We start from the raw sequence: 22,078 nt of genomic DNA, 5'->3' as shown, positions 1-22,078 counted from the left end.
ATGCGCACGTCCACCCTCGCCCGCATCCTCACCTGGATCGTCGCGGTCGTGATCGGCGGAGCGTACGGACTGGCGGGCACCATCGCCCATCCCTTCACCCTGTGGGTCCTGCCCGTCGGGCTGGTGCTGGCGATCATCGGATCGACCGCGCTCCTGGTCGCCATCCGACTCCTGACGGGAGATCGGTGGGCGACGCTGGCCGCCGGGCTCGGGATGCTCGCCGCCACCCTGGTCTTCTCCGGGGAAGGCCCGGGCGGGAGCGTCATCGTGCCGCAGACGAGCTTGGGGATCGTGTGGACGTTCTCCGTCCCCCTCGTGGTCGCGATCGTCGTCGCCTGGCCCGAGCGGATGTCCGTCCCGGCGAGGACTGCACGGTCGGAGCCCATAGACTGATCACGTGACGTATGTGATCGCCCTCCCGTGCGTCGATGTCAAGGATCGCGCCTGCATCGACGAGTGCCCGGTCGACTGCATCTACGAGGGTGAACGCTCTTTGTACATCCACCCCGACGAGTGCGTGGACTGCGGTGCGTGCGAGCCCGTCTGCCCGGTCGAGGCGATCTACTACGAGGACGATCTGCCCGAGGAATGGCAGGACTACTACACCGCCAACGTCGAGTTCTTCTCCGACGTGGGGTCCCCCGGCGGCGCGGCCAAGGTCGGCGTCATCGCGAAGGACCATCCGATCATCGCGGCTCTTCCTCCCCAGGAACACTGATCGTGGGGGTCGCCGACCTCGCCGATTACCCCTGGGACGCCGTCCGACCGTTCGCGGTCCGGGCTCAGCAGCATCCCGATGGCATCGTGGATCTGTCGGTCGGCTCGCCGGTGGACCCCACCCCCGACGTCGTCGCCGCGGCACTGCGCGACGCGACGGATGCGCACGCCTACCCGCAGACGGCGGGCACACCGGCGCTGCGCGAGGCGATCGCCGGATGGTACGCCCGGCGACGTGGCGTCGAGGGGCTCGGTGCCGACGAGGTGCTGCCGACCGTCGGGTCGAAGGAGTTCGTCGCCCTCCTTCCGCTCCTGCTGGGCGTGGGTCCGGGAGACATCGTCGTACATCCGCGCGCGGCGTACCCGACGTACGAGGTGGGCGCGAGGCTCGTGGGCGCCACGCCGATCGCCTCGGATGATCCATCCGAATGGCCCGACGCGACCCGGCTGGCCTGGCTGAACTCGCCCGGGAATCCCGATGGAGCGGTACAGGATGTCGCGGCGCTGCGAGATGCCCGAGAGCGCGCCCGTGAGCTCGGGGCGATCCTCGCCTCGGACGAGTGCTACGCCGAACTCGGCTGGGACGCCCCGTGGGACGCCGACCCCGTGCCCTCCGCGCTCGACCCGCGGGTCACCGACGGAGACCGACGCGGCGTGCTGTCGGTCTACTCGCTGAGCAAGCAGTCGAACCTCGCCGGCTATCGCGCGGCCTTCGTCGCCGGCGACGCCGCTCTCCTCGCCGAGATCCACACCGCCCGCAAGCACCTCGGTCTCATCCCTCCGGCGCCGGTGCAGGCCGCGATGGTCGCCGCTCTCGGCGACGACGAGCATGTGGACCATCAGCGCGAGCGCTATCGCCGCCGCCGCGACATCCTCCGCCCCGCCCTGCTCGACGCCGGGTTCCGTATCGACCGCAGCGAAGCCGGCCTGTACCTCTGGGCGACGGAAGGACGCGATGCATGGGCGAGCCTGTCCGACCTCGCCGATCTCGGCATCCTCGTCGGGCCCGGCACGTTCTACGGCCCTCATCATCCGCAGCACGTTCGGCTGTCGCTCACCGCGTCGGACGAGCGGATCGCAACCGCGGCCGCGCGGCTGCGCACGCGATGAATCGTCTGATCCCTCCAGCCGATCTCGTCGGGCTTTGGCGATGACAACAGTAGGCGCCGTCGCCCGATAGGCTGTAAGCGGCGTCGCGACACGCGTCGTGGGCCGCATCGCTCGGGCAGGCAACGTGACGCCCGGGCTGGACGACACCCCCGGCACGACCAGGAATCGCGAGGAGGCGCCGTGAGCGACGGAACCCAGCAGGAGAAGGCAACCTTCACAGTCGGGGAACGCACCGCCGAGTTCCCGGTGCTGGCGGGGACCGACGGCATCCCCAGCGTCGACATCTCCACCTTCATGCGTCAGACCGGGCACACCACCCTCGACTACGGTTTCGTGAACACGTCGGCGACGAAGTCGGCCATCACCTTCATCGACGGCGACAAGGGGATCCTGCGGTATCGCGGCTATCCCATCGAGCAGCTGGCGAAGAACAGCACCTACCTCGAGGTCGCGTGGCTGCTCATCTACGGCGAACTGCCCACGGCCGACCAGCTCGCGGAGTTCGACAACCGCATCCGTCGCCACACTCTGCTGCACGAGGATCTCAAGCGGTTCTTCTCCGCCCTTCCCCACACGGCCCACCCGATGTCGGTGCTCTCCGCGGCGACTGCGGCGCTGTCGACCTACTACGAGCGCGAATCCGACCCGAACAATCCGGAGCACGTCGAGCTGAACACCATCCGGATGCTCGCGAAGCTTCCCGTGATCGCCGCGTACGCGCATAAGAAGAGCGTCGGGCAGGCCTTCCTCTACCCCGACAATTCGCTGAGCTTCGTCGACAATTTCCTGAAGCTGAACTTCGGTGTGCTCTCGGAGATCTATGACGTCAACCCCGTGATGACGCGGGCCCTCGAGCGGCTGCTGATCCTCCACGAAGACCACGAGCAGAACGCCTCCACCTCGACCGTGCGCCTCGTCGGCTCGACGGGCGCGAACCAGTTCTCATCGATATCGGCGGGCATCAACGCGCTGTACGGTCCGCTGCACGGCGGCGCGAACGAAGCCGTTCTGGAGATGCTCGGTCGCATCCGCGACTCGGGCGAGGGCGTGCGTCGCTTCGTCGAGCGTGTGAAGAACAAGGAAGACGGCGTGAAGCTCATGGGCTTCGGGCACCGCGTCTACAAGAACTACGACCCGCGCGCCAAGCTCGTGAAGGAGTCGGCTGACGAGGTGCTCGAGGCGCTCGGGGTCAGCGATCCGCTGCTGGACCTGGCGAAGGAGCTCGAGGCGATCGCGCTCGAGGACGACTACTTCAAGGAGCGTCGCCTGTACCCCAACGTGGACTTCTACACGGGCGTGATCTACAAGGCGATGGGCTTCCCCACGCGCATGTTCACCGTCCTGTTCGCGATCGGGCGCCTGCCCGGCTGGCTGGCGCACTGGCGCGAGATGCAGCAGGACCCGCAGACCAAGATCGGGCGTCCGCAGCAGCTGTACACGGGCGCCGTCGAACGGAATTACCCCGGAGAGGCCTGACCCGCGCGAGTCAGTCCGCTCCGCATTATTCCAGCAGGGGCAGCGGGGGAGCTTCTCTCCGGCGTGGATGCGTCGCAGCACCTCGCCTGCGAAGTCGGGGACATGGTTCTCGACGTTGCGCGGTGAGCGTTCGTAGCCGCCGGAGGCGGGGCGCTCGGGGATCTCGATGACGGGACGCTCGATCTCGCGGTATGGGACCTGTGAGAGCAGGTGCGCGATCATGTTGAGTCGGCCGCGGCGCTTGTCCTCGTTGTCCACCTCGAACCACGGCGCCTCGGGGATGTCGGTGTGCACGAACATCGTGTCTTTGGCGCGGGAGTAGTCCTCCCACCTGGTGATCGACAGCACGTCGTTGGGGCTGAGCTTCCAGCGCCGCATCGGATCCTTCGCGCGGGAGCGGAAGCGGCGCTCCTGCTCCACGTCCGAGACGCTGAACCAGTACTTCAGCAGCAGGACGCCGTCCTCCACCAGCATCCGCTCGAAGATCGGCGCCTGGTGCAGGAACCGGTGGTACTCGGCATTGGTGCAGTAGCCCATCACGTGCTCCACACCGGCTCGGTTGTACCAGGATCTGTCCATCAGCACGATCTCGCCGGCCGCGGGCAGGTGGGCGATGTACCGCTGGAAGTACCACTGGGTCTTCTCGCGGTCGGTGGGAGCGGGCAGGGCGACGATCCGCGTGACGCGGGGGTTGAGGTACTCCGACACCCGCTTGATCGTGGAACCTTTGCCCGCCGCATCCCGGCCCTCGAAGATCACCACGATCCGGGCGCCGGTGGCCTGCACCCATGCCTGCATCTCGACCAGCTGCGCCTGGAGCCTGGCGAGCTCGTTCTCATACAGTTCCCGCGGGATCCTGCGAGCCATGTCCGCTCCTCTCTGCCTGCGGCTACGCGTGCAGCGACTCGTTGAGTGTGACGCCCACTCCGGTCCGGCGCACCGCCTCGACGGCTCCGGTGAGCGAGTTGCGGCGGTAGAGCAGACCGTCCCGGCCCGACAGCTCGGCGCCCTTCACGACGGGCTGCGCTCCATCGGCGCGCGCAGGCTCGTCGGAGAGCACGACCTTCGTGCCGGCCGTGACGTAGAGGCCCGCCTCGACGACGCAGTCGTCGCCGAGGGAGATGCCGATGCCGGCGTTGGCCCCGAGAAGCGTGCGTCGCCCGATGGAGATGCGGTGCGAACCGCCCCCCGAAAGCGTCCCCATGATCGAGGCGCCGCCACCGATGTCGCTGCCGTCGCCGACGATCACCCCCTGCGAGATCCGGCCCTCGACCATTGATGCGCCGAGAGTGCCGGCGTTGTAGTTGACGAAGCCCTCGTGCATGACAGTGGTGCCGGGGGAGAGGTGGGCGCCCAGGCGCACTCTCGAAGCGTCGGCGATGCGGACCCCGATCGGTGTGACGTAGTCGAGCAGACGTGGGAACTTGTCCATTCCCTGAACCTGGATGCCGTCGCGGGCCAGGAACGGACGAAGACGTGTGAGGTCGTCGGGATGCATCGGCCCGGCCGTCGTCCAGGCGACGTTGGGGAGCTGGCCGAAGATGCCGTCGAGATTCAGGTCGTTGGGCGCGACGAGGCGGTGCGACAGCGCGTGCAGGCGGAGGTACGCGTCCGCTGTGGAGGTGGGACGGTGGTCGAGATCGATCTCGATCGCGACGACCTCGATGTCGACGGCCCGACGGGGGTCGGGGACGGCGTGACGCTCGATGTCCGAGGGCGCCAGCGCCGGATCGAATCCGGCCGGAAGGCGGCCGATCCGTGGCTCGGGAAACCATGCGTCCAGAACCGTGCCGTTCTCGGCGATCGTCGAGAGCCCTACGCCCCACACCCAGCGGTCTTCACTCATACCTCCACGGTAGCGAACCGGGACCCCCGACCCGGACGATCGGCGACGTGCGGGCTGGGTAGACTCCAGGGCGTGCCCGCGATCGATCTGTCCGCGTCATCCGTGGATCTCACCCGGACCATCTGCGACATCCCCAGCGTCTCCGGTGAGGAGACGCCGCTGGCTGATGCGATCTTCGCGGCGGTCACAGACCTCCCTCACCTGGAGATCCACCGAGACGGCGACACCATCGTGGCGCGGACCGATCTCGGGCGGGCGCAGCGGGTCGTGATCGCCGGGCATATCGACACCGTGCCGATCAACGCGAATGTGCCCACGCGCGACGTCGAGATCGACGGCGAGGCCTTCCTGTGGGGCCGGGGGACGGTCGACATGAAGGCGGGCGTCGCGGTGCAGCTCAAGCTCGCCGCGGAGTTGACCGCGCCCCGCGTCGACCTCACGTGGATGTGGTACGACCACGAGGAGGTCGACGCCGACCTCAACGGCCTGACCCGCCTCGCGCGGGCCCGCCCGGATCTCTTCGCCGGCGACTTCGCAATCCTCGGCGAGCCCTCCAACGGAACCGTCGAGGGCGGCTGCAACGGCAATCTCCGCGCGATCGTGCGCACCTCGGGCGTTCGCGCCCACAGCGCGCGTGCCTGGGTGGGGGTCAACGCCATCCACGCCGCGGCGCCCGCGCTGGCCCGGCTCGCCGAGTATCGTCCGCGTGATGTCGGCGTCGACGGGCTGGTCTACCGCGAGGGGTTGAACGCCGTCCGCGTTCACGGCGGTATCGCCGGGAACGTCGTCCCCGATGCCTGCGAGATCGAAGTGAACTACCGATTCGCCCCGAGTCGCAGCGGCGAGGAGGCCGAGCGACACGTCCGCGACGTCTTCGCGGGCTTCGACGTCGAGGTCGTCGATCTCGCGGAGGGGGCACGGCCCGGGCTCGACGCGCCGCTCGCGCAGGAGTTCCTCGACGCCGTCGGCGGGGAGCCCCGTCCCAAGTACGGCTGGACCGACGTCGCGCGCTTCTCGGCACTCGGAGTACCCGCCGTCAATTACGGCCCCGGCGATCCGCACCTGGCGCACCACGACGAGGAGCGGGTCGCGCTCGCGCAGATCGAGGACGTCGAGCGCGGGCTGCGGGCGTGGCTGGCGGGCTGACCTCGTCGCTCACCCGGCGTCGCACCGGCGCGGTGCTGTTCCGCCATCCCGCGCTGCTCATCCTCGTCCTCTACATCGCTGCGCGGGCAGTGACCACAGCGCTCTTCCTCCTCACCTCCGCGCTCGCTCCGGCAGGCAGCCGGTTCGGCCCCGGGGCGAGCCTGGCCGACTACATCGTCGGCTGGGATGCGCAGTGGTACTGGTTGATCGCTGTGGAAGGCTACCCCGCGGAGCTGCCCCGCGACCCGCAGGGCACGGTCGGAGAGAACGCCTGGGCGTTCATGCCGGTGTTCGCCCTGGTGGCGCGAGCGGTGGGTGCGCCCCTGGGAGCGTGGGGAGCGGGTGGGGTCCTCGTCGCCCTCGCCGCCGGCTACGGCTGCTGTGTCCTGCTCTGGATGCTGCTGCGCGAGCGCATCGGGCGGATCGCGGCGATGTGGGCCGTTGCCTTCTTCGCGTCCGCTCCTCTCGCGGCGATGTTCCAGGTCGCCTATGCCGAGACACTGTTCCTCCTGCTCCTGCTGTGGATCCTGCGGTGTCTGCAGACGCGTCGGTATGGCTGGCTGTATCCCGCGGTGGTGCTGATGGCGTACACCCGCCCCGGCGTCCTGGCCGTGGCGCTGCTGTTCGGGCTCTACGGAATCCGGCGGTTCGCCGTCCGGCGAAGGGACCCGCTGCGCGGGACGGAGGTCGTGCACATCCTCGCGCTCGGGGCCCTGGCGACGGTCACCGGCTTCTCCTGGACGTTCATCGCCGGCGCCGTCACCGCCGATCCGACGGCATACCTGGACACAGAACTGGCCTGGCGGCGGGTGTGGGTGGGGGACACCGGCGGATTCGTCCCGTTCGAAGGATGGGCGCAGGCTGCGCAGTTCTGGTTCGGGGTGTGGGGGCTTCCTGCGTGGCTCGGGTTCGTCGTCTTGGGTCTGGGGGTCGCCGTGGTCGGCGGCGTCGTGCTCTTCGAGCCCCACGTCGCCCGTCTGGGAATCGAGGTGCGACTCTGGGCGGTGAGCTACCTGGTGTATCTCCTGGCGGTCTTCTTCCCGCAGTCCAGCGTGTTCCGGCTGCTGTTCCCGCTCTCGCCCCTGTGGGGCGCGTTCGCGGCACCGCGCCACCCGGTCTGGCGCGGATCGGTTCTCGTGCTGTGCGTGCTCGGTCAGTGGTGGTGGATCTGGAACGTGTACGGACTGGGGACCTCGTTCTGGCAGATCCCCTGACCGATGCGCGGCACGGACACGAGATGATGCCGCGGCACCTGGCGCACCCGATAAACTTGACCGATATACCGACGACGAGAAGGAGCCGCGATGGCAGCCATGAAGCCGCGAACCGGGGATGGGCCGATGGAGGCCGTGAAGGAAGGACGCCTCATCATCGTGCGCGTCCCGCTGGAAGGCGGTGGCCGTCTGGTGGTCTCCGTCAACGACGCGGAAGCGAAAGAGCTGTACGACGTCCTCGGTGAGGTCGTCGGCGCCTGAGCCCTCGCCACAGACTCTGCGTGAAACGACCGGTCCTCGGACCGGTCGTTTCCGTTCTGCGACCGCGTCAGACGTCCGCGCCGACGGTCGTGAGCTGAAGCAGACTCTCCCCGGCGATGGAGAGCGCGCCGATCACGGCGGATGAGGCCAACGTCTCCTGGATGAGCGATCGGTAGGCGGTGGTCACGGCGTCGCGGCGCACCGGATCGGCGACCGCACCGCCGCGGAGGACCCGGGGCACCAGCACCGTGCCGCCGAGGCGGGCCAGGCGCAGGCCGTGCTCGACGTACTCCAGGACCCCGTCGGGATCGGCGTCGATGAGGACGATGTCGTAGGACGCCTCGTTCATGCGGGGCAGCACTTCGGACGCGCGACCGGTGATGAAGCGTGCGCGGGCGGCGGGGATGCGCGCGTCGGCGAAGGCTTGTCGGGCCGCGCCGAGGTGCTCGGGCTCGTTGTCGATCGTGGTCAAGGTCGCCCGCGGAGATCCGTGGAGGAGCCACAGGCCGGAGACTCCACCCCCGGTGCCGATCTCGACGATGTTCAGGGCTCGGGAGGATGCGGCGATGAGGGCGCACTGAGAGCCGACGGCGGCGCTCACCGGCGCGGCGCCGAGCTCGAGGGCGTGCGCTCTCGCGCGGGCGATGTGGTCGGGTTCGGGTGTCGCTTCGTCGGCGAAACGGTGGTTCGCGTCGTGCTCGCCCATGCGCTCGTCCTTCCTGCCGGCCTGCCGCCTCAGCCTACGGTGATCCTGCGGGCTGACTCCTCAGGCGCGGCGGTAATCTGGACGCATGTTCTTCGGGATCACGATCGAGAAGCTTCTGCTGATCGGTGTGATCGCTGCTCTGCTCATCGGCCCCGAACGGCTGCCGCGCTATGCCGAGTCGCTGGCGCGGTTCACCCGCCGCACCCGCGACTTCCTTCAGGGGGCCAAGACGCGCGTGCGCGACGAGATGGGGTCGGACTTCGACGACGTCGACTGGCGTTCGCTCGACCCCCGCCAGTACGACCCTCGTCGCATCATCCGTGAGGCGCTCCTGGACGATGCGCCCGTGGCGACCGTCCGCGCGGCACAGGCCGCATCGGTGGTGACGGCGATGGACGCGGCGCCCGTGCGCAAGACGTCGCTCACCGCGGGCGAGCAGCCGCCGTTCGACAGCGAAGCCACCTGAGGCGCTCAGCGGGTGCGGAGGGGGAGCGAGCGACCCGACAACCCCCGTGGGGAGCGGGCCAGCCGCGCTGCGAGATCGCGGACCGCCCGCGCGGCCGGATCGTCGGGGTGGGCGAGGACGACCGGCGTCCCCGCATCACCGTCCGCGCGGAGGGCAGGACTCAGCGGGATCGAGGCGAGGAGGTCGACCGCCTCGTCGGGTGTCGACAGGGCGCGCGAGACCGCTTCTCCGCCTCCGGTACCGAAGAGGTCGAGCGTCGTTCCGTCGGGGAGCGTCATCGGCGCCATGGTCTCGACCACGCCCACGACCCGCTGACCGGTCTGCCGAGCGACCAGTCCGCTGCGGATCGCCACGTCCGCGGCTGCCGACTGCGGGGTGGTGGTCACCAGGACCTCGGCGTCCGGAAGGAGCTGGCCGACCGAGATGGCGATGTCGCCGGTGCCGGGCGGCATGTCCAGCAGCAGGACGTCGAGGTCGCCGAACCACACGTCGGTGAGGAACTGCTGCACCGTGCGGTGGAGCATCGGGCCGCGCCACGCAACCGCGCCCAGCGGAGCATCCTCGGGCCCGCGGCGCAGGAACATCCCGATCGAGACGACCTTCACGCCGTGGGCGATCGGAGGGATCATGAGGTCGTCGATCCGGGTGGGCTGCGGTACGGATCCGTCTTCCGCGACCAAACCCAGCAGACCGGGGATCGAGAAGCCGTGGACGTCGGCGTCGACGAGACCCACAGACAGGCCGGATGCCGCCAGGGCGACGGCGAGGTTGGCGGTGAGCGTCGACTTGCCGACGCCTCCCTTGCCGCTGGTGACCGCGATCACCCGGGTCAAGGAGCCTGCTCCGAAGGGCATCTCCCGACGCGCGCGCCCCCCGCGAAGGCGCTCGGTGAGCGCCGCCCGCTCATCGGGGGTCATGACGCCGAGGGTGACGTCGACGTCGCGGATGCCGGGGACGGACGCCGCGGCACGGCGGACGTCGGATTCGATGCGGTCCGAGGCGGGGCAGCCGACGATCGTGAGTGCGATGGTGACGTGGGCGACGCCGCGATCGGTGCGGACGTCTGTGACCATCTGCAGTTCGGAGAGCGGGCGCCGCAGCTCGGGGTCGGTCACCGCGCCGACGGCGGCGGCGACGGCCGAGGTCAATGCGGCGTCGGTCACGGTCGCTCACCGGGGGCGTCGCGTCGCTGGTCCAGATCCTCCAGCAGGGCCCGCAGCTCGCTTCGAAGGGTGTCTTTCGTGACCACCTCGTCGGAGAAGTCGCGCAGTGTCATCCGCAGGGCGACGATCTCCCGAGCGAGGTACTCGGTGTCGGCGAGGTTGCGCTCGGCGCGCTGGCGGTCCTGCTCGATCTGCACGCGATCGCGGTCATCCTGCCGGTTCTGCGCGAGCAGGATGAGGGGCGCGGCGTACGACGCCTGGAGCGAGAGGACGAGGGTCAGGGCGGTGAACCCGAATTCGGCGGAGTCGAAACGCAGCCAGATGGGCATGAGCGTGTTCCAGGCGATCCAGGCTCACGCAGAACAGGGTGAGCCCCAGGAGGAACACGGGCGTGCCCATGTTGCGCGCGATCCACTCGGTGAACCGCCCGAACCGGTCCCGCGAAGGTTGAGGGGTCCGGCTGAGCACTCCTGATCGGCCGCGGGGCGCGTCCAACGACACCGCGCTGCGGTGACCCCGGGCCATCAGCGCGTCCCCGTCGGGGATGCCGGTGACGCGGCGGAAACGGGTGCGCGGGAGCTGTCGTCGCCGTCATGCGAGCGCCAGTCCTCGGGCAGGAGGTAGTCCAGCACGTCGTCGACGCTGACCGCTCCCACGAGCCGTCGCGCCCGATCGACCACCGGCAGCGAGACGAGGTTGTAGCTGGCGAGCATGCGGGCGACCTCGGCGGCGGACGCGGTCACCGGGACGGGGTCGAGGGTGTCGTCGATGATCGTCCCGAGCCTCTCGTGCGGCGGGTAGCGCAGCATCCGTTGGAAATGCACCGTCCCGAGAAGCCTCCCCGTCGGCGTCTCATAGGGCGGGAGGGTCACGAAGACCGCGGCGGCGAGAGCGGGATGCAGCTCATGACGGCGGATGAGGGCGAGTGCTTCTGCGACGGTGGCGTCGGCGGACAGCACGATGGGCTCGCTCGTCATGAGCCCTCCCGCGGAGTCGGGCAGGTACTTCAGCAGCTCACGGACGTCCTCGGCCTCCTCCGGCTCCATCAGGTCGAGCAGCTCTTCCGAACGCTCCTCGGGCAGCTGCCCGAGGAGGTCGGCGGCATCGTCGGGTTCCATGGCGTCGAGGATGTGCGCGGCGCGTTCGTCGCCCAGCTGCTCGAGGATGTGGACCTGCTCGTCCTCGGGCATCTCCTCCAGGGCATCGGCCAGACGCTCATCGGAGAGCTCCTCGGCGACCTCGAGGAGGCGGTCGTCGGGAAGATCGAGGAGAGTGTTGGCGAGATCGGCCGGCTTCAGCTCCGAGTAGGTCGCCACGAGCTGCTCGGCCGACTGCGCCTCGCCGGGGGTGTGATCCTCGCGTACGTCGGCCCATGAGGCGAACGTGGTCGGTCCCTTGGCGAACGGTGAGGCGCTCGTCTTGGGCTTGCGGAGGAACAGTTGGCCGACATCCCACTCGCCGAGTCGATTGCGCTCGATGGCGACATCCTCGATGACGGCGTGGCCCGATCCGTCGCGGAAGTACACCTTCCGCCCCAGCATCTCCGACATGACCCGCACCTCACCGCCGCGCTGCTGGAACTTGCGCACGTTGATCAATCCGGTCGTGATCACCTGCCCGGTGGCGATGGAGGTGACCCGGTTGATCGAGAGGAAGACGTTCCGCCGCCCGGGGATCTCCACGACGAGACCGATGACGCGGGGCGGGTCGTCTCTTCGATAGATCACCACGACATCGCGTACTTTGCCGAGGCGATCGCCGGTGGGGTCGAAGACGGAGCACCCCGCCAGCCGCGCGACGAAAACCCTCTGCGTGCTCACGGGTCAAGCGTAGTCGCGCGTGGGAGGATGATGAGATGAGCATGATGGGTGGGGGGCGTCTGCCGCAGGGTGTGGGGGAACCGGGTCAGGCGATCGCGAGCTTTCCGACGTACGAAGCGGCTCAGAAGGCCGTCTCGACCCTGATCGCGGCGGAGATCCCCGCACGCGACATCGCCATCGTCGGTCACGACCTCCGCTCGGTCGAACGGGTCACCGGGCGGCTCGGGTACGCCGAGGCCGCGCGGTCGGGCGCGATCAACGGTCTGCTCCTGGGCATGCTGTTCTCCGCGATCCTCGTCCTCGGGTCTCCCTCCGTCCCGATCCAGGCTTTCGTGGGCGTGCTGTTCGTCGGCATCGCCATCGGCATGCTCCTGAGCCTCATCACCTATTCGCTCGTTCGCCGCCGGCGCGATTTCGCCTCGGTGATGCAGGTGGTCGCCGAGCGCTACGACGTCACCGTGAGCGCGTCCGACGTCGCGAAGGCGCGCGGCGTGCTGGGCCCCCGTGCCCACGCACCCGCCCCGGTCGCCGAACCGGTCGATCCGGCCGACGCCCCTGCGGTCGCCCCCGTGCCTCCGACTCCTCCCGGTAGCGCCGATCCTCCACGGTACGGCGAGCGCGTGGCACCCCCCGAGCCGTCCGGAGGGGACCCCGACGAAGGCTCCACGTCCGATCCGAGATGACGCTCTCGCGCGACGAACGGATCGACGTCGAGCTTCCGCGGGGAACCGTCGCAGTGTCGGCTCTCCTCACGCTCCCCGACGAATGCTGGGGCGGCGTCGCCCTCGCTCACGGCGCGGGGGCTGGGCCCGAGCACCCCTTTCTCGTCGGCGTCGCCGACGCTCTGGCGCGTCGGGGCGTCGGCGTGCTGCGCTTCGCCTTCCCGTATCGCGAAGCCGGGCGTCGTATGCCGGGTCCTGCCGCGCATGCGACCGCCACCTGGGCCGCGGCGATGGCGGCGCTCTCGGGCTGGTGCCCGGCGGTGCCGGTTTTCGCTGCGGGGAAGTCGTACGGGGGCCGCATGGCGTCGCTTGCCGCCGCGTCGGGAGCGATCGAACCGGCCGCCCTGGTCTACCTCGGCTACCCCCTCCACCCGCCGGGTGAACCGGAGAAGGAACGCGCGACCCACCTTCCCGACATCTCGCCGCCTCAGCTCTTCCTGTCGGGCACCCGCGACCCGTTCGTGCAACCCGTCGACGCCCTGGAGCGCGTGGTCGCCGGATGCCGCGACGCGACCCTCGCCTGGGTACCCGGAGGCGGTCACTCGTTCGAGATCGCCGGGCGGAAACGTCCTGCCGAGGCGATAGGCGGCGAGCTCGGCGACGCCGTCGCGGCGTGGCTGCGAGAGCGCTCGCCTCAGCGCCCTGCGGCGTAACCCTGCATCCCGCGAGGGTTGGCGGCGGCCCACAGCAGGGACCTGCCCGAGCCGTCCGAAGCCTCCCGGCCGACAGCCGAGACACGACCGAGCGACCAGTTCCCGGCACGGGTGACGACGTGACCGCGTCGCTCCAGACCGCGGATCACTTCATCACCGAGCCGATCCTCGACCACCGCTCCCGCAGGAGTCCATGTGCGCGGCCAGAACGACTCGGGCAGGGCGGTCGAATGCAGCGCGGGGGCGTCGATCGCTTCCTGTGCGCGATAGCCGCCCACGATCATGCGCAGGATGGCGAGCAGCTGCCACTGGTCCTGCTGGTCGCCGCCGGGTGAGCCCATGGCGAACCAGGGTCGGCCGTCGCGGAGCGTCAGCGTGGGGGTCAGGGTGGTACGGGGGCGTCGACCCGGCTCGAGCGATGACGGATGGCCGGGCTCGAGCCAGGTCATCTGGAGCCGCGTGCCGAGACAGAAGCCGAGCGCGGGGATCGTGGGAGAGGACTGCAGCCATCCGCCGGAGGGCGTCACCGAGATGATGTTGCCCCAGCGGTCGGCGACGTCGATGTGACAGGTGTCGCCGCGGGTCCGGCCACGACGGTCGACGGTGGGCTCACCGGTTCCGGCACCGCCGGCGTGGCCGTAGGCGGTCCGCAGGGGTGGCGTCCAGGGCTCGAGGCCGCTCAGGCGCCCGGGCCGGAACGCGGTGGCAGCATCCTCTCCGATGGAATCCCGCCGCGCGGCGAGGTAGTCCTCGTCGAACAGACCCGTGATCGCTTCGGCGTCGGAAGCGTCTCCGAACCACGCTTCGCGGTCGGCGTAGGCGAGCTTCTGGGCTTCGAGGACGGTGTGCGCACCGCGCTCGGTGGAAGGATCCAGCAGATCGTCGGTGAGGGGTTCGAGGAGCGCCAGCGTCTGCAGAAGGGCCGGACCCTGCGTCCACGCCCCCGCCTTGGCAATCGTCACGCCGCGGAATTCACGGGTGAGGGCCGACTCGTACCCCGCCTCGAAGGCCGCGAAATCGGATGTCTCGATGACGGCGGCGTGCATTCCCCCGCCGGAGTGACGGTGAGGCGTCCGAAGGAAGGCCGTGGCCTCGTCCGCGACGAAGCCCTCCCGCCATTCGCGTCGCGCGGCGTCGATGCGTGCCGCGCGTCCCGCCCGGCCCTCGTCGCGCACGTGGCCTGCGGAGCGCACGAGTCCCTCGAGCACCGACGCGTAGGCGGGATTGCGCACGACCTCGCCCGCGCGCGGGGGCTCGCCGCCCGGCATCCACAGGTCGGCCGAGCTCTTCCAATCGTCACGGAAGAGCCCGGCGACCCGTGCGATCGTCGCGGCGGCCTGGGCGACCAGCGGGTGGCCGTCACGGGCGTAGCCGATGGCATAGGCGAGCACGTCGGACAGCTCCCATGTGCCGTGGTCGCGCAGCAGGATGAGCCAGGCGTCGACCGCTCCGGGGACGGCTGCGGCCAGGCCCCCCGCCCCGGGGACGAGATCGAGCCCCTCGGCGGTGTAGTGGGCGATGCCGGCGCGTGCCGGAGCCGGACCCTGGCCCATCAGCACCACGGGGCTCGGATCATCGGCGGTGGCGAAGACGCCGACCAGATCGCCGCCGGGTCCGTTCAGGTGCGGTTCGACCACATGCAGCACGAACGCGCCCGCCGTCGCCGCGTCGAAGGCGTTGCCGCCGCGCTCGAGGACGGACTGCGCCGAGGCGGTGGCGATCCAGTGCGTGGAGGCGGTCATCCCGAAGGTGCCCGCCAGCGTCGGCCGAGTGGTGAACGGGGGAGGAGGAGTGAAGCTCACAGCGGGGTCGGGCCGGTCGGAGCGGTCGAGGCGTGCCGGGCGATCCACGCCTCCACCTCGTCCGCGGTCCGCGGGATCGAGGCTGACAGGTTCTCGGGTCCGTCCGCGGTCATCAGCACGTCGTCTTCGATGCGGACGCCGATGCCCCGGTACTCCTCGGGAACGGTGAGGTCATCGATCTGGAAGTACAGACCCGGCTCGATGGTGAAGACCATCCCCGGCTCGAGAATGCCGTCGTAGTACATCTCCCGGCGCGCCTGGGCGCAATCGTGCACATCTATCCCGAGGTGGTGACTGGTGCCGTGCACCATGTACCGGCGGTGCTGACCGCCGCGATCGGCGTCGAGGGCCTCGTCGGCGCTGACCGGCAGAAGGCCCCACTCGGCGGTGCGCTGCGCGATCACCCGCATCGCCGCTTCGTGGACGGTGCGGAACGTCACCCCGGGTCGCGCCGCGGCGAACGCGGCGTCGGCGGCTTCGCGGACCGTCTCGTACACCCGCCGCTGGACGTCGGTGAAGCGTCCGCTCACCGGGATCGTGCGGGTGATGTCGGCGGTGTAGAGGCTGTCGACCTCGACGCCGGCGTCGATGAGGATGAGGTCGCCGGGCGCGACCGTTCCGTCGTTGCGGGTCCAGTGGAGGTAGCAGGCGTGAGGACCCGACGCAGCGATCGTGTCGTAGCCCTCCCCGTTGCCGTCGGTGCGCGCTCTCAGGTGGAAGACCCCCTCCACCACGCGCTCTCCGCGCGGATGCGCCAGAACGCGGGGAAGCTCGGCCACGATGTCGTCGAACCCGTGCGCGGTCACCTCCACCGCCAGGCGCATCTGCTCGACCTCGAACGCGTCTTTGACCAGGCGGAGTTCGGAGACCGCGCGGGTGAGCTCGGCGTCGACGTCGAGCATCAGGTCTGCGTCGGCTGTCGCGAAGTCGTCCAGGTGACGGGTCTCGAGGCCGAGGTCGGCGGCGACGCCCGCGAGGGCGGGCCGGGGTCCGATCCAGAACTCGCCGACCGAGGCGTCGGCGTAGAACTCCGGCGTGGTGCGATCGGCGCGCTCACGGAAGTACAGCGTGGCGCCGTGGCCGCCCTCGGGAAGCGGGTCCATCACGAGTACCGCTCCCGGCTCGGAGTCCGAGCCCCAGCCGGTCAGGTGAGAGAACGCCGAGTGGGCACGGAAGGGGTAGTCGGTGTCGTTGCTGCGCTGCTTCATCTCCCCCGCGGGGATCACCAGGCGGCGGCCGGGGAAGGCTGCCGAGAGTCGTTCGCGCCGTGCGGCGGCGTACTGCGCCTGGGGTCGCTGCGGCGGCAGGGAGCCGGGCCGCTCGGCCCACCCGGAGGAGATGCTGTCGAGAAAACCCTGCGGGAAGGGCTGACGGCGATTGGTGGTGGTGTTCGAGGAGGTGTCGCCCGAGGTGCTCATCCCTCCAGTGTCGCACTCCGCCGCGGCATCCGATCGGGAATCAGCCGGCGCGCGCCGCCAGCCGGCGCGTGGGTCAGCCGGCTCGAGCTGCACGATCAGGGGACGGTGATCGCTGCCGGAGTCGTCCATGGTCCGCAGCACCACCGATGCCGTCGGCGTCCACTGCGGGGAGACCATGACGTGGTCGATGCTCGTTCCCAGTAGCGCCGGCAACGAGGTGGACCACGTCCCCACCGAGCCGTTGCCGGTGCGACTGGCGACGTCCCGGCACCGACCCATGTCGCCGCCGTCCACGCCCAACCCGCCCAAGTGGTCGAGGGTGGCGTTGAAGTCGCCCGCCATGATGACGTTCTGATCGGCGCACTGGTCTGCCAACCACTGCAGATCGGTGCGCCACTGATCCATGTACTCCCGACGCGGGGCCACGGCGTGAGCGGCGACGACGATGGGCCCCGCGCCGTCGACCGGCATCGCCACGGCGCTGGGGAGCGTGGAGGTGTTCGTCGTTCCGTTGACCGAGGACTCGATCACGCTGTAGTCGCCGAGTTCGGGGGTGATGAGAAGGGTGGTGGAGTGCGCGTCCCATCCCTCGCCGGGGAAGTACTCGGTGTGGTGCGCCCACATCGGATGGCCGAGCTCCCTCATGGCGATCGCTACCTGTTCGCCGGTCTCGATGGTCGTCTCGGGGAGGGTGACGACGTCGGCATCCATCGCCACGGCGACCCGCGCGATGCTCTCGGCGGTGGTCGCCTCACCGGCGGTGTTCCACGTCATGACCCGGAGGCTGTCCTCGCCCTTCTCCGGAAGCGTCTGGGTGCCGATGCCGCGCCCGAGCACGGTGGTCAGGCCCACCGCCGATGCCACGACGCAGATGAGGGCGAGACTGAGCGCGAGGGCTCGCATCGGCCTGATGATCGCCACGAGGAGGAACAGGATCGCCGCGGCGGCGAAGACCACCACCAGAAGAGGGCGGAAGGAGACGATCTGCGCCACCGGGAAGGTGCGGTCGAGGCGGAAGAACGACGGCCACGTCAGGACCGCGGCCACGATCGCCGCCACCACGGCAAGCAGGATCCCGACCAGGCGAAGCACATCGCGACACTATGCGACGAGTCTGAAAGATCCGTCTGCCCGGCCTCGACGTGGCCCTCGCAGCCGGGGCCCCGCCGCCGAGGCCCCGCCGCCGACGGTAGCGTGGGAGGATGCACCGATCCCGCGGACCCCAGGGCCCGGGGGATCTGCACCTCCACTCCGTCTACTCCGATGGCACCGAGACCCCGGCCGAGGTGATGGGCGCCGCCCACCGGCACGGGATGCAGACGGCGGCGCTCACGGACCACGACACGACAGCGGGCTGGAGCGAGGCCGCCGACGCCGCATCGGCGCTGGGGCTGACATTCCTCCCCGGAATGGAGCTGTCGGCGAAGTATCAGTGGCGAAGCGTGCACATCCTGGCTTATCTCTTCGATCCGGATGACGCCCAGCTGCGTACCCTCACCGATCGCATCCGCTCCTCGCGCATGGACCGCGCGCAGGAGATGGCCGAGCGCATCAGCGCCGACTTCGATCTGGACTGGGGCGACATCCTCGCCCAGACCGCCGACGGTGCCACGGTGGGTCGCCCGCACATCGCCGACGCCCTCATCGCGCGCGGCTACGTGCGCGACCGGACCGAGGCCTTCTCGCGCATCCTCCACCCCGGAGGCGACTACTACGTCGCGCTCTACGCGCCCGATCCGGTCACCGCTGTCGAGCGGATCACCGGGGCGGGCGGCGTGGCTGTGGTGGCGCACCCGGCCGGACGGGGCATGCTCCCGCACGGGGTGATGCAGCGCATGCTCGACGCGGGGCTCGCCGGCTTGGAGCTGCGCCATCGGGAGAACATCGCCGACCAGGTGCGTCAGCTCCGGCGCGTCGTGGAGGACCGTGATCTCATCGTGACCGGCTCCAGCGACTACCACGGACAGGGCAAGCCCAACGTCCCGGGCGAGAACAGCACCGAGACGGCGATGATTCAGAGGATCATCGCGCTCGGCAGAGGAAGCAGCCCCGTCCTGGTCTGAACCAGGACGGAGCCGCGACTCCTACCGTCAGGAGATGACGCGGGCCTTCAGACGCTCGTATTCCTCGGGCGTGATGGTTCCGGCATCCAGCAGCGCCTTGGCCTTGGCGATCTCATCAGCCGGACTGGGGTGCGCCGAGGCGCCGGCGACGGACTTGATGTACTCGTCCTGCGCCTTCTGCATCGCACGGACCTGGGCGGCGCTGCGCTCGGCCATGCCGCCGCCGCGCGCGATCAGATACACGAGGGCGGTCAGGAACGGGACGAAGATGAGGAAGACGATCCAGATCGCCTTGGCCCAGCCCTTCATCTTGTGGTCGCGGAAGAGGTCGCCGATGATGGCGAACAGCGCGAACAGATAGGCGATGAAGGCGAAGGCCCACAGGAACCACCAGATGAGGTCCCAGAACGATCCCCAGAAACCCTGGTACTCGATGACATCGGTGAAGCGCACGGTCGTGCCTTTCGTAGCGAGGTGAGACGCCGCGTCCTGCGTCGTCTCGCTCACCATATCGCTCGAGCGACCCGGCCGTCGGGACGGTGTCAGCCGACCGTCGGTGCGCCACCGGTGCGAGGCGCCCGGCGGCGGCGCCGGCGGCGCGCCGGGGCGGCATTGCCGTCGTGGTGCTCCTTGCCGCTGCCGTCGTGCGTCCCCTGACCGTCGGTCTCGGCGGCGCGTTCGGCCCCGTGCTCGGCCGGCACGCTTGCGGCGTCGGGCGATCCCGTGCCCTCACTGCGCCGCCGACGACGGCGGGGCGCATCCGAGCGCCCCGGGCGATCGGACGCGGCGCCGGAGGTCTTCGCCGTCTCGGCGCGCGGCGCGCTGGTGAGTCGGCCGCGCACACCCGCGGGGATGCCGAGGTCCTCGAACAGATGCGGGCTGGAGGAGTACGTCTCCCGAGGCTCGGGCTGGCCGAACTCCAGCGCACGGTTGATCAGCGCCCACTTGTGCAGGTCTTCCCAGTCCACGAAGGTCACGGCGATGCCGGTCTTGCCGGCTCGGCCGGTTCGCCCCGCGCGGTGCAGGTAGGTCTTCTCGTCGTCGGGGATCGTGTGGTTGATGACGTGGGTGACGTCGTCGACGTCGATGCCGCGGGCGGCCACATCGGTGGCGATCAGGATCTCCTTCTTCCCCGCCTTGAACGCCGCCATCGACCGCTCCCGGGCTTCCTGGCTCATGTCGCCGTGCACCGCGACCACCGAGAACCCCCGGTCGCCGAGCTCGTCGACCAGTCTCTGGGCGGCGCGCTTCGTACGGGTGAAGATCACCGTCTTGCCGCGCCCCTCCGCCTGCAGGATGCGGGCGATGACCTCGTCCTTGTCCAGCGAGTGCGCGCGATACACGAGGTGGTTGATGTTCGCCTGCGTGAGCCCCTCGTCGGGGTCGTTCGCCCGGATGTGGATGGGGTTGGACATGAACCGACGCGCAAGCGTCACGATGGGGCCCGGCATGGTGGCCGAGAAGAGCTGGGTGTGGCGCACCGCGGGAAGCTTCTGGAAGATCTTCTCGATGTCGGGGAGGAATCCGAGATCGAGCATCTTGTCGGCTTCGTCGAGGACGACCTCGGTCGCACCGGAGAGGTCGAGGAGGCGCTGGCCGGCCAGGTCGATCAATCGCCCGGGCGTTCCGACGACGATCTGCGCGCCCGCCTGCAGCTGCTCGATCTGGCCTTCGTAGGCCTTCCCGCCGTAGATCGCGACGACGGAGGTCGAGCGGTTCTGCGTGAGCATGTCGATGTCCTCGTAGACCTGCACCGCCAGTTCCCGGGTCGGGACCACGATCAGTGCCTTCACACCCGGTGCGGGGTCGAGCCCCAGACGCTGGACGACGGGGATGCCGAAGCCGAAGGTCTTCCCGGTGCCGGTCTTGGCCTGACCGATGATGTCCTGGCCCGGAAGGCCCAGGGGGATGGTCTGCTCCTGAATCGGGAAGGAGTCGATGATGCCGCGCGCGGAGAGCGCATCGACGATGTCCTGATCGACGCCGAGTTCGGCGAAAGTCGTCACGATGTCATGCCTGTCTGTCGAAGGGGCCCGGATGTGGCAGGCGGGCCGTGTGATGGATCCACGCCCTTCGTCGACCGCAGGCGCGGGGGTTCCGATCCGATGCCGGAACGCGTCCCAGAATACCCGGCGACGGCCGCGAGCCCGCCGACGCCCTCGTGGCGGCGAGCCGCGACGGTAAGGTGACCTGCGTGGTGAACTGGTTCTGGCGAAGGCAGCGTGGCACCGCTCGGACCCTGTCGTTGCGGTCACGGGGGGATTTCGGCGACGCGCGGCGCGTGGATTTCGCCGAGCTGGCTCCCGACGTCAGCACCTTCCTCGGGCAGGCGGCGTATCTGCAGCTCGGCTTCTTCGAGACCCTCTCCGAGCTGATCGCGATGACCCCGTCGCTGGCCGAGAAGGAGTCACTCTCCCGGGCCGCGGGCGCGGCGCTGACCAAGCACGAGGAGCTGGTGGCGCTGATCCGTGATCGCGGCGAGGACCCCACCTCGCTGATGCTCCCGTTCCGGGAGCCGTTGGACGCATTCCGCCGGGCGGCTCACGGGGTCCGACCCGAGGAGACGATGCTCTCCGTTCACATCACCGCCGGCATGCTCGACGACTTCTATCTCGCGCTCTCCGCCAGCTACGGCGAGACGGGTCGACGGGTCGCGCGGATCCTCCGCGCAGACGACGACCGGCAGGCGATCGTCGATCTGGTCGTCGAGACGATCCAGAGCGACCCGGAATGGCGCTCCCTGCTGGCGATGTGGGGCCGGCGCCTGGTAGGCGACACCCTCCTGATCGCGCGCGCCGCCCTGCGTCCTCCGACGCTCGCCGCCTCCGATGAGAAGCGGGTCGAACCGGTGTTCACCGCGTTGATGGCGGCGCACTCCCGGCGCATGGAGGACATGGGCCTGGCCGCCTGAGCGGCTCCCATCCCGGCACCGACCGTCGGGGTGCCGCTCAGGCGATGCCGAGCCGGTCGCGCTCCCGCCGGTCGGCGGCGACGCGTGCGCGCGCCAGCAGAGCCACGATCGGCGCGGTGACCACGGCCGGGGCGACCAGGGCGCTCAGCCAGATCCACGGATTGTCGATCCCCACACCCGACCAGGTCAGTGCCGACCAGACGATCCCCGATGCGGCGGCGCCGATCACCGGCGCGAGCATCACCCCACGGCTGTCGCGACCCTGCAGCAGGAAGTGGATCGCGATGCCGATCGCGGCGCCGGCGATGAAGGCCAGGAGGATCTGCACGGTCGAGTCCTCAGGCGACGAAACCGACGCGGCGGGACTCCTCGGTCCCGACCTCGACATAGGCGAGACCCGCGGTGGGCACGATGTAGGTGTTGCCCTTGTTGTCGGCGAAGCTCACGTGGGTCGCGCCGGCATCGAGCGCGGCTGCCACCGACGCCTTCACGTCCGCCGCCGACTCGCTCGTTTCGAAGTTGAGCTCGCGGCCGGTGTTCGCGATACCGATACGGATCTCCACGTGTCTGCCTTCCTCTCGCGC

General features: G+C 69.8%; 22 protein-coding genes and 3 pseudogenes. 12 read left to right on the top strand and 13 right to left on the bottom strand.

All coding sequences use genetic code 11. The features are described 5' to 3' along the window. The 4 genes from QSU92_RS01635 (at window position 1) to QSU92_RS01620 (ending at window position 3,303) form a co-directional block, all read left to right on the top strand. The gene (locus tag QSU92_RS01635; RefSeq protein ID WP_289264460.1) at window positions 1–393 is read left to right on the top strand and encodes a histidinol dehydrogenase; all 393 of its coding nucleotides are present in this window, start codon (window positions 1–3) and stop codon (window positions 391–393) included. 4 nt (window positions 394–397) lie between these two features. After that, window positions 398–718 carry a ferredoxin gene (fdxA, locus tag QSU92_RS01630; protein WP_289264459.1) on the top strand — a complete coding sequence of 107 codons (321 nt, stop codon included), beginning with the start codon at window positions 398–400 and terminating at the stop codon, window positions 716–718. A gap of 2 nt (window positions 719–720) precedes the next feature. Further along, window positions 721–1,827, top strand: a complete 1,107-nt coding sequence (gene dapC / locus QSU92_RS01625) for a succinyldiaminopimelate transaminase (RefSeq protein ID WP_289264458.1) — start codon at window positions 721–723, stop codon at window positions 1,825–1,827. Between the two features lie 180 nt (window positions 1,828–2,007). Further along, a complete protein-coding gene (locus QSU92_RS01620; protein ID WP_289264457.1) occupies window positions 2,008–3,303 on the top strand; it encodes a citrate synthase in 1,296 nt (431 codons plus the stop codon). 75 nt (window positions 3,304–3,378) lie between these two features. On the opposite strand, the pseudogene ppk2 reads toward QSU92_RS01620, so the two are convergent. Continuing rightward, a pseudogene (gene ppk2, locus QSU92_RS01615) lies at window positions 3,379–4,170 on the bottom strand (polyphosphate kinase 2); the annotation flags it as partial. A 22-nt stretch (window positions 4,171–4,192) separates the two neighbouring features. Continuing rightward, the gene (gene dapD, locus QSU92_RS01610; RefSeq protein WP_289264456.1) at window positions 4,193–5,149 is read right to left on the bottom strand and encodes a 2,3,4,5-tetrahydropyridine-2,6-dicarboxylate N-succinyltransferase; all 957 of its coding nucleotides are present in this window, start codon (window positions 5,147–5,149) and stop codon (window positions 4,193–4,195) included. Window positions 5,150–5,221: 72 nt separating this feature from the next. Between dapD and dapE the strand changes: the two genes are divergently transcribed. The 3 genes from dapE (at window position 5,222) to QSU92_RS01595 (ending at window position 7,770) form a co-directional block, all read left to right on the top strand. Beyond that, entirely contained in the window at window positions 5,222–6,295 is a 1,074-nt protein-coding gene (dapE, locus tag QSU92_RS01605) for a succinyl-diaminopimelate desuccinylase (RefSeq protein ID WP_289264455.1), read from the top strand. After that, a complete protein-coding gene (locus QSU92_RS01600; RefSeq protein ID WP_289264454.1) occupies window positions 6,280–7,509 on the top strand; it encodes a hypothetical protein in 1,230 nt (409 codons plus the stop codon). The genes dapE and QSU92_RS01600 overlap by 16 nt, the downstream gene beginning before the upstream one ends. A 90-nt stretch (window positions 7,510–7,599) precedes the next feature. Continuing rightward, window positions 7,600–7,770: a DUF3117 domain-containing protein gene (locus QSU92_RS01595; protein WP_124293549.1), complete on the top strand. Its 171-nt coding sequence runs from the start codon at window positions 7,600–7,602 to the stop codon at window positions 7,768–7,770. A 67-nt stretch (window positions 7,771–7,837) separates the two neighbouring features. Here QSU92_RS01595 and QSU92_RS01590 read toward each other — a convergent pair whose 3' ends face one another. Then, on the bottom strand, window positions 7,838–8,476 hold the full coding sequence (locus QSU92_RS01590; RefSeq protein WP_289264453.1) for an O-methyltransferase: 639 nt from the start codon (window positions 8,474–8,476) through the stop codon (window positions 7,838–7,840). A gap of 85 nt (window positions 8,477–8,561) precedes the next feature. Here QSU92_RS01590 and QSU92_RS01585 point away from each other — a divergent pair, with 85 nt between their 5' ends. Further along, the gene (locus QSU92_RS01585) at window positions 8,562–8,942 is read left to right on the top strand and encodes a twin-arginine translocase TatA/TatE family subunit (RefSeq protein ID WP_289264452.1); all 381 of its coding nucleotides are present in this window, start codon (window positions 8,562–8,564) and stop codon (window positions 8,940–8,942) included. A gap of 5 nt (window positions 8,943–8,947) precedes the next feature. Here QSU92_RS01585 and QSU92_RS01580 read toward each other — a convergent pair whose 3' ends face one another. From QSU92_RS01580 to QSU92_RS01570, 3 genes and pseudogenes are all read right to left on the bottom strand, one after another. Continuing rightward, window positions 8,948–10,105 carry an Mrp/NBP35 family ATP-binding protein gene (locus QSU92_RS01580; RefSeq protein ID WP_289264451.1) on the bottom strand — a complete coding sequence of 386 codons (1,158 nt, stop codon included), beginning with the start codon at window positions 10,103–10,105 and terminating at the stop codon, window positions 8,948–8,950. Beyond that, window positions 10,102–10,630: pseudogene (locus QSU92_RS01575) on the bottom strand (DUF1003 domain-containing protein). The gene QSU92_RS01580 and the pseudogene QSU92_RS01575 overlap by 4 nt, the downstream one beginning before the upstream one ends. Continuing rightward, window positions 10,630–11,925 carry a magnesium transporter MgtE N-terminal domain-containing protein gene (locus QSU92_RS01570; RefSeq protein WP_289264450.1) on the bottom strand — a complete coding sequence of 432 codons (1,296 nt, stop codon included), beginning with the start codon at window positions 11,923–11,925 and terminating at the stop codon, window positions 10,630–10,632. The pseudogene QSU92_RS01575 and the gene QSU92_RS01570 overlap by 1 nt, the downstream one beginning before the upstream one ends. Before the next feature lie 35 nt (window positions 11,926–11,960). On the opposite strand from QSU92_RS01570, the gene QSU92_RS01565 reads away from it, so the two are divergent. Continuing rightward, a complete protein-coding gene (locus QSU92_RS01565) occupies window positions 11,961–12,608 on the top strand; it encodes a YflT domain-containing protein (RefSeq protein ID WP_289264449.1) in 648 nt (215 codons plus the stop codon). Then, window positions 12,605–13,300: an alpha/beta hydrolase family protein gene (locus QSU92_RS01560; protein WP_289264448.1), complete on the top strand. Its 696-nt coding sequence runs from the start codon at window positions 12,605–12,607 to the stop codon at window positions 13,298–13,300. Before QSU92_RS01565 ends, QSU92_RS01560 begins: the two co-directional genes overlap by 4 nt. On the opposite strand, the gene QSU92_RS01555 is transcribed toward QSU92_RS01560, so the two are convergent. From QSU92_RS01555 to QSU92_RS01545, 3 genes and pseudogenes are all read right to left on the bottom strand, one after another. Further along, entirely contained in the window at window positions 13,282–15,102 is a 1,821-nt protein-coding gene (locus QSU92_RS01555; protein WP_289265782.1) for a gamma-glutamyltransferase family protein, read from the bottom strand. The two genes, QSU92_RS01560 and QSU92_RS01555, sit on opposite strands and share 19 nt — an antisense overlap. Then, complete coding sequence (locus tag QSU92_RS01550; protein WP_289265781.1) at window positions 15,099–16,520, bottom strand: aminopeptidase P family protein; 1,422 nt, start codon at window positions 16,518–16,520, stop codon at window positions 15,099–15,101. Before QSU92_RS01550 ends, QSU92_RS01555 begins: the two co-directional genes overlap by 4 nt. Window positions 16,521–16,685: 165 nt before the next feature. Beyond that, window positions 16,686–17,294: pseudogene (locus tag QSU92_RS01545) on the bottom strand (endonuclease/exonuclease/phosphatase family protein); the annotation flags it as partial. Window positions 17,295–17,722: 428 nt separating this feature from the next. On the opposite strand from QSU92_RS01545, the gene QSU92_RS01540 reads away from it, so the two are divergent. Next, window positions 17,723–18,583 (top strand): PHP domain-containing protein, encoded by an 861-nt coding sequence (locus tag QSU92_RS01540; protein WP_289264447.1) that lies wholly within the window; start codon window positions 17,723–17,725, stop codon window positions 18,581–18,583. Between the two features lie 27 nt (window positions 18,584–18,610). On the opposite strand, the gene QSU92_RS01535 is transcribed toward QSU92_RS01540, so the two are convergent. Both QSU92_RS01535 and QSU92_RS01530 read right to left on the bottom strand, forming a co-directional pair. Next, entirely contained in the window at window positions 18,611–19,018 is a 408-nt protein-coding gene (locus QSU92_RS01535; protein WP_289265780.1) for an SHOCT domain-containing protein, read from the bottom strand. 107 nt (window positions 19,019–19,125) lie between these two features. Beyond that, window positions 19,126–20,589, bottom strand: a complete 1,464-nt coding sequence (locus tag QSU92_RS01530; RefSeq protein ID WP_289264446.1) for a DEAD/DEAH box helicase — start codon at window positions 20,587–20,589, stop codon at window positions 19,126–19,128. 188 nt (window positions 20,590–20,777) lie between these two features. Between QSU92_RS01530 and QSU92_RS01525 the strand changes: the two genes are divergently transcribed. After that, window positions 20,778–21,494 (top strand): ferritin-like fold-containing protein, encoded by a 717-nt coding sequence (locus QSU92_RS01525; protein WP_289264445.1) that lies wholly within the window; start codon window positions 20,778–20,780, stop codon window positions 21,492–21,494. 37 nt (window positions 21,495–21,531) lie between these two features. On the opposite strand, the gene QSU92_RS01520 is transcribed toward QSU92_RS01525, so the two are convergent. Both QSU92_RS01520 and QSU92_RS01515 read right to left on the bottom strand, forming a co-directional pair. After that, window positions 21,532–21,822 carry a hypothetical protein gene (locus QSU92_RS01520; RefSeq protein WP_289264444.1) on the bottom strand — a complete coding sequence of 97 codons (291 nt, stop codon included), beginning with the start codon at window positions 21,820–21,822 and terminating at the stop codon, window positions 21,532–21,534. 10 nt (window positions 21,823–21,832) lie between these two features. Then, entirely contained in the window at window positions 21,833–22,057 is a 225-nt protein-coding gene (locus QSU92_RS01515) for a DUF3107 domain-containing protein (protein WP_289264443.1), read from the bottom strand. Window positions 22,058–22,078: the final 21 nt, after the last annotated feature.

The sequence above is a fragment of the Microbacterium sp. ET2 genome, assembly GCF_030347395.1.
GTDB lineage: Bacteria > Actinomycetota > Actinomycetes > Actinomycetales > Microbacteriaceae > Microbacterium > Microbacterium albipurpureum.
Note: the sequence above shows the minus strand (reverse complement) of the source record. Positions and strands in the feature narration are given on the sequence as shown.